Below are 6000 nucleotides of genomic sequence, written 5' to 3'. Positions count from 1 at the left end.
GTTTATATGTCATATCGCCTCTTTCTACAGCGGCGACGACCTGTAATTTAAAGCCTAGTGTGTAATCACGCTGAGTGCGCTTAACGTAGGTATTATTTGAAGTAGTCATAATTCGTCCTCAATGTGTAAACACATTTCAGGACGGGACACCTGAAAACAATAAAGCCCATCACAGTGGACGGGCTTTAGTCTTAGTTTCCACGAATCACTGAGTGATTACGGGAGCAAGCGAAGTTGTGTTTGGCTGTTCTTTTGTCTCTTTCTATGAAGATTGGTCTCTTGTTCCCAAGAGCCTTAAAGAACTAGGCTGTTTTGGTGACGCCTTTTGCTTCTTTCTCTTCTTCATCAGCAAGGTCGATATCGCCTTTGCCTTTTGAAATTTTGATAACGTAAGCCGCAACACCTAGCGCACTCACCACACCAATGATGGTTGAGATTTGCATTGGTAGACCGAAGCCCAGTTGGCTGTTGTTCAGGATGAATGTGATACACACAGACGTCATGAAGATAGCTGGAACCGTTGTTACCCAGTGCAGTTTGTTGTGACGAAGTAGGTAAGCTGAAGCTGTCCACAGCATCATTACTGCTGTTGATTGGTTAGCAAAACCGAAGTAGCGCCAGATGATGCCGAAATCAACTTGAGTCAGGATGCCACCGATAACGAACAGTGGTAGCGCCATCAGTAGTCGGTTACGCAGTGTTTTCTGTTCCATGTTGAAGTATTCAGCAAGGATAAGACGGCTTGAACGGAACGCTGTATCACCAGAAGTGATTGGTAGGATAACCACGCCAAGGAAAGCAAGGATACCGCCAAATACACCCAGTAGACCAAATGAAGCGCTGTATACCACGTTACCTGGGCCGCCGTTTGCAATCGCGTCAGACAGAGACTCAACTGAACCGAAGAAAGACAGAGCAAGTGCACACCAAATTAGAGCGATGATGCCTTCACCAATCATTGCGCCGTAGAATACGAAGCGACCGTTCTTCTCGTTTTCCATACAACGCGCCATCAGAGGAGACTGAGTTGCGTGGAAGCCAGAGATAGCACCACATGCGATTGTGATGAATAGAGCCGGCCAAAGTGGTAGGTCATTCGGGTTCATGTTGGTGAACATGTCGCTCATCTCAAAGCCACCCATGATTTGGTGTTCGTCAGATAGACCAATCGCAGTGATTAGGCCAACAGACATAAAGATAAGCAGTGCACCGAACAGTGGGTAGAAGCGACCAATGATTTTATCGACAGGGACAATCGTTGCGATGATGTAGTAAGCAAAGATGATAACAACCATCGTCGTTGCAGACATCGCGAAATCAGTTTGGTCGTTCACTAGGTTCGTGATCATACCAGCAGGAGCAGATACGAATACCACACCAACAAGAAGCAATAGAACAATGGCAAAGATGTTCATAAAGTGTTTTGCGCCATTGCCTAGGTAACGTCCTGTGATGGTTGGAACCGAAGCACCGCCATTACGGATAGATAACATACCTGAGAAGTAGTCGTGTACTGCACCTGCGAAGATACAACCTAGAACGATCCAAAGCATTGCTGCTGGGCCGTAAAGGGCACCCATGATAGGGCCGAAGATTGGACCTACACCAGCGATGTTAAGCAGCTGAACTAGGTAAACCTTTGGTGTCGACATTGGAACGTAGTCCACGCCATCTTGCTTAGTGTGAGCGGGTGTTTGGCGTTTTTCATTGATACCGAAAATCTTCTCGATAAAGGTACCGTAAATAAAGTAGCCACCAATGAGTGCTGCAACACAGGTAAGAAACCACATCATAATTTGTTATCCCTGAATGTATTAATTAAGTCAGGGTGTATATTAAAGGAGTCGATGAGAAGAAACTTCCGCTACGAGAGTAAGTGGTCGAATAGCCAATTTAACGGTGTTATAACTGATTGAGTGGTTTGTTCACTTTGCTGAGTGGCGGGTATTTCTATCGAGAGGCCGATTAGCTCTATAGAGAGGTTGTTTGAGTTGGCTTAACGGCGACTACTGATTCTGAGTGGTCGGAATGAACCTAAAGTTGCGAAGATTAGACAATAAGTGGACATCGACAGGCGTTCAGCGGAGAATCAGCACAAAGGCAGCGCTTCGTCAGAAAGTGGTGAAGTAATAATATAAAGGATTGAAATGAAAAAAATAATCGCACTATTCGCCGTGGCATTTAGCCTTGCAGGATGCAGCGCCAATATTCAAGATTTAGCGGCAGAAGGTAACTGGAAAGAGATTGGTTACCGTGATGGTATTAAAGGCCACACTCAGCGTTCTTATCAAGAGATGACTGCGCTTGGTGCTGTTGACCAAGCCAGTTACACAGAAGGTTATCACTCAGGTGTGACTGAATACTGTAACCCTAACCATGCTTATCAGATTGGCTTGTCTGGTCAGGTGTATGAAGGTGTATGTTCTGGTACGGAAGACGCTCAACGTTTCCGTATGGAATGGCAGCGTGGCTGGGATGAGTTCTCGAACGACTATTAATCTGGCTTACGGTTAATTCGTTATCTCGTTTAAATAAAAAACCAGTACTTCATGTGTACTGGTTTTTTGTATCAAGCTTTCAGCTGTATCGAAGACTAATCCGATATTTTACTGATTATTCTCTACCGCTTTTCTCAGGAAGCCATTTTGTTGGTCAAGCTGAGCCTTGGCACTTTCAAAATCAAGCCCAGTTAGAATCATCAAAATAGCGAGCTTTACGTCATAATCGGTGGTTTTTAGCGTCGCCACTGCTAGTGCTTTATCACACTCAGTCGCTTGAATCACGATACGAGCGGCGCGGGCAACCAACTTTTCATTGGTCGCTTTTACGTCGACCATCAGGTTTTGGTAGCTCTTACCAATGCGTATCATGCTTGCTGTCGTCAGCATATTAAGCACCAGCTTTTGTGCCGTACCTGATTTGAGTCGTGTTGACCCCGTTAATGCTTCTGGGCCAACCACTGGGCTAATTGCTATTTGAGCGATCTCGGCAATTGGAGAGTCAGGGTTACAAGACAGCGCTACGGTCACCGCCCCGATTTGATTGGCATAGTTAAGTGCACCAATCACGTAAGGTGTGCGACCGCTCGCAGCGATACCTACCACGACATCATTTTCTGAAAACTGAATTGCTTTGAGGTCCTCAATACCAAGAGTTAGCGAATCTTCCGCGCCTTCTTTGGCTTTTAAAATGGCTTCTGGTCCGCCGGCGATTAGGCCGATAACCATCTTGTCTGATACACCGAAAGTCGGTGGACATTCTGATGCGTCTAACACACCTAATCGACCACTGGTGCCTGCACCCATATAAATCAGTCGACCACCGTTTTGGAAGGCGTGAGCGATGTTATCAACGGCTTGAGCAATCTGTGGAAGCTCGGCCTCGATAGCGAGTGGTACTTGTTTGTCTTGTTGGTTAATCTTTTCAACCACTTCGAGAGAGGTGAGTAGATCAATATCCATAGTATCAGGGTTTCTCCCCTCCGAAACGAGGTGCGAGAGCGCTGATATGAGAGCGTCGTTACTCATAATGATCCTTAAATGGTGATTCTAAAATGATGGTTATAATTCGTTTAGTCAGCACGATAGAGAACGCCTAGAGAGGCAGCCCTGCTTGCGCCAGTCACTTCGGGTAGATTACTTGGCAGTTGATGGACATGACGTTGAGCAAGCCACGCAAAGGCCATCGCTTCCATGTAGTCGGCATCAACGCCTTTACTGGTCGTAGAATCAACCTCCCAACTCGGAAGCAGTTCAGCCAACCTTTTCATCAACAATGGGTTTCTCGTACCGCCGCCACACACATAGAGTGCAGGTTGGTCACCCAAGCGATAAGTCTCCACTTCATTGGCCATCGTCAATGCGGTGTATTCACAAAGCGTGCGCTGAACATCTTCTGCTGCAAGGTCTTTAAATTCTGTTAATTGTTGTTCTAACCAAGGCAGGTTAAACAACTCTCTACCGGTGCTTTTGGGTGGTAATTGAGATAGATAAGATTCATTTAAAAGCTGTTTGAGCAAGTCATGGTTCAGTTGACCTTTCAGAGCGAACTGCGCATCACGGTCAAACTTTTCACCTGTGTGTTTATCTACCCAAGCGTCCATCAACATATTGCCAGGGCCTGTATCATAACCAAGTGTTGGCTGGTTCTGGCGCAGCACTGAAATGTTCGAGATACCACCAATGTTCAACACCACAACCGAGCTGTCTTGTGGGCGAAAAATAGTATGATGAAATGCTGGTACGAGTGGAGCACCTTGTCCGCCAAGTGCCATGTCTTTACGTCTGAAATCGGCGACCGTTTGTATCTGCGTTTTCGCTGCAATGATATTGGCATCACCCAACTGCATGGTAAATGGCGATTCACCGGTTGGCTGGTGGAATACCGTTTGACCATGATTACCAATCGCAGTCACAGAAGATGCTGGTGTATCTGACTTTTCGAGAAGTTGTAGAACTGCATCAGCAAACAGATGACCAAGCTGATGGTCGAGTTCACCAATAGCAATCAAATCCGTTTTCTGACCAATACACACCTCAAGCAGGCGTGCTTTTAGGTCATCAGGCATAGGGAACTCATCATGCGCGAGCAATGTGATACGAGCTCCTTCTATCGACACTAAGGCTGTATCAACGCCGTCCATACTCGTGCCCGACATCACGCCGATATACAGTTCTTTATGATTTAACTCTACGCTCTTGCACTGCATTTCTAAAGTCTTCCACAGATTGGTTTAAAAACATTGTAAAGCAAATTTAAAGAGAATAATCTCGGGAAGTTTATGAAATTAGGTTAAATAAGGGATAAATATGGGACCGTTGTGGGTTGATGTTGCAGGCTATGAGCTGACCGCTGAAGACAGAGAAATTTTAGAGCACCCAACCGTTGGTGGTCTCATCTTATTTGCTCGAAACTACCACGATAGCAAACAACTATCTGCGTTAAACAAAGAGATCCGTAAAGTTGCCAAGCGTCCTATTTTAATTGGTGTTGACCAAGAGGGCGGTCGAGTACAACGCTTCCGTGACGGCTTTTCAATTATCCCTGCAGCTCAAGAGTTCGCGACCAAAAACAATGGTGAACAATTAGCAGAACAAGCGGGCTGGTTGATGGCTGCGGAATTGATTGCCCATGATATCGACCTGAGCTTTGCACCAGTCTTAGACAAAGGCCATGACTGTAAAGCGATTGGTAGCCGAGCGTTTGGTGAAGATATCGATACCATCGTCCGCCACAGTAGTGCTTTTATTAAGGGCATGAAATCAGTTGGCATGGCGACAACAGGAAAGCACTTCCCTGGACACGGCGGTGTGATTGCTGATTCACACCTTGAAACGCCTTATGACCCAAGAGATGACATCTTTGAAACCGACATGGCGATCTTCAAGGCGCAAATTGAAGCCGGAATACTGGATGCGATGATGCCAGCACACGTGATTTTTTCTCATTATGATGATCAACCTGCGAGCGGTTCACAGTATTGGCTGCAGAAAGTATTAAGACAACAACTTGGGTTTAAAGGCCTAATCTTCTCTGATGATTTAACCATGGAAGGCGCTGCGATTATGGGCGGTCCTGCCGACAGAGCAAAGGCTGCTTTGAATGCAGGGTGCGACATGGTGTTAATGTGTAATAAACGAGATGCACAAATAGAGGCTCTCGATCACTTAGCTATCCAAGAGGTGCCTTTAGCCAACTCATTGCTTAAAAAACACAGTTTTGATTTATCGACTCTTCACTCAGATAGCCGATGGAAAGAGGCTTCAGAGCAAATTAAGCGAATGCTAGGCAATGAGTGATAAATAAACACATAATAATTTTAGATAGGGCGATATGATAAATATCGCCTTTTTTGTATGTGTAGGGCGTGGTTTAGAGCTATTTGATAGCCTGAACTAGTTAAAGCAGTGGTGTAAAATTAAAATTACACTAAATGTTTTTTATTGTTTACACTTGCAATCGTTTTTGTAGCTGTTATTGTGTTTTTAAAGATTGTTAGCC

Annotated in this window: 5 protein-coding genes; 2 read left to right on the top strand and 3 right to left on the bottom strand. The window is 45.3% G+C overall.

What is annotated here, in order from left to right; all coding sequences use genetic code 11:
• Positions 1–302: 302 nt before the first annotated feature.
• Positions 303–1793, bottom strand: coding sequence for a carbon starvation protein A (locus L1D37_RS23650; protein ID WP_017629791.1), 1491 nt, complete (start codon positions 1791–1793; stop codon positions 303–305).
• Positions 1794–2147: 354 nt separating this feature from the next.
• On the opposite strand from L1D37_RS23650, the gene L1D37_RS23645 reads away from it, so the two are divergent.
• Positions 2148–2498, top strand: a complete 351-nt coding sequence (locus L1D37_RS23645; protein ID WP_239849325.1) for a DUF2799 domain-containing protein — start codon at positions 2148–2150, stop codon at positions 2496–2498.
• A gap of 108 nt (positions 2499–2606) precedes the next feature.
• Here the strand turns inward: L1D37_RS23645 and murQ are convergent, their stop codons facing one another.
• Together murQ and L1D37_RS23635 are read right to left on the bottom strand one after the other, a co-directional pair.
• Entirely contained in the window at positions 2607–3527 is a 921-nt protein-coding gene (murQ, locus tag L1D37_RS23640) for an N-acetylmuramic acid 6-phosphate etherase (RefSeq protein WP_239849324.1), read from the bottom strand.
• Positions 3528–3571: 44 nt separating this feature from the next.
• A complete protein-coding gene (locus L1D37_RS23635; protein ID WP_239849323.1) occupies positions 3572–4708 on the bottom strand; it encodes an anhydro-N-acetylmuramic acid kinase in 1137 nt (378 codons plus the stop codon).
• Between the two features lie 100 nt (positions 4709–4808).
• Between L1D37_RS23635 and nagZ the strand changes: the two genes are divergently transcribed.
• Positions 4809–5798 carry a beta-N-acetylhexosaminidase gene (gene nagZ, locus L1D37_RS23630; protein ID WP_239849322.1) on the top strand — a complete coding sequence of 330 codons (990 nt, stop codon included), beginning with the start codon at positions 4809–4811 and terminating at the stop codon, positions 5796–5798.
• Positions 5799–6000 lie beyond the last annotated feature (202 nt).

The sequence above is a fragment of the Vibrio sp. Isolate33 genome (assembly GCF_022397895.1).
Classification (GTDB): Bacteria; Pseudomonadota; Gammaproteobacteria; order Enterobacterales; family Vibrionaceae; genus Vibrio; species Vibrio pomeroyi.
Note: the sequence above shows the minus strand (reverse complement) of the source record. Positions and strands in the feature narration are given on the sequence as shown.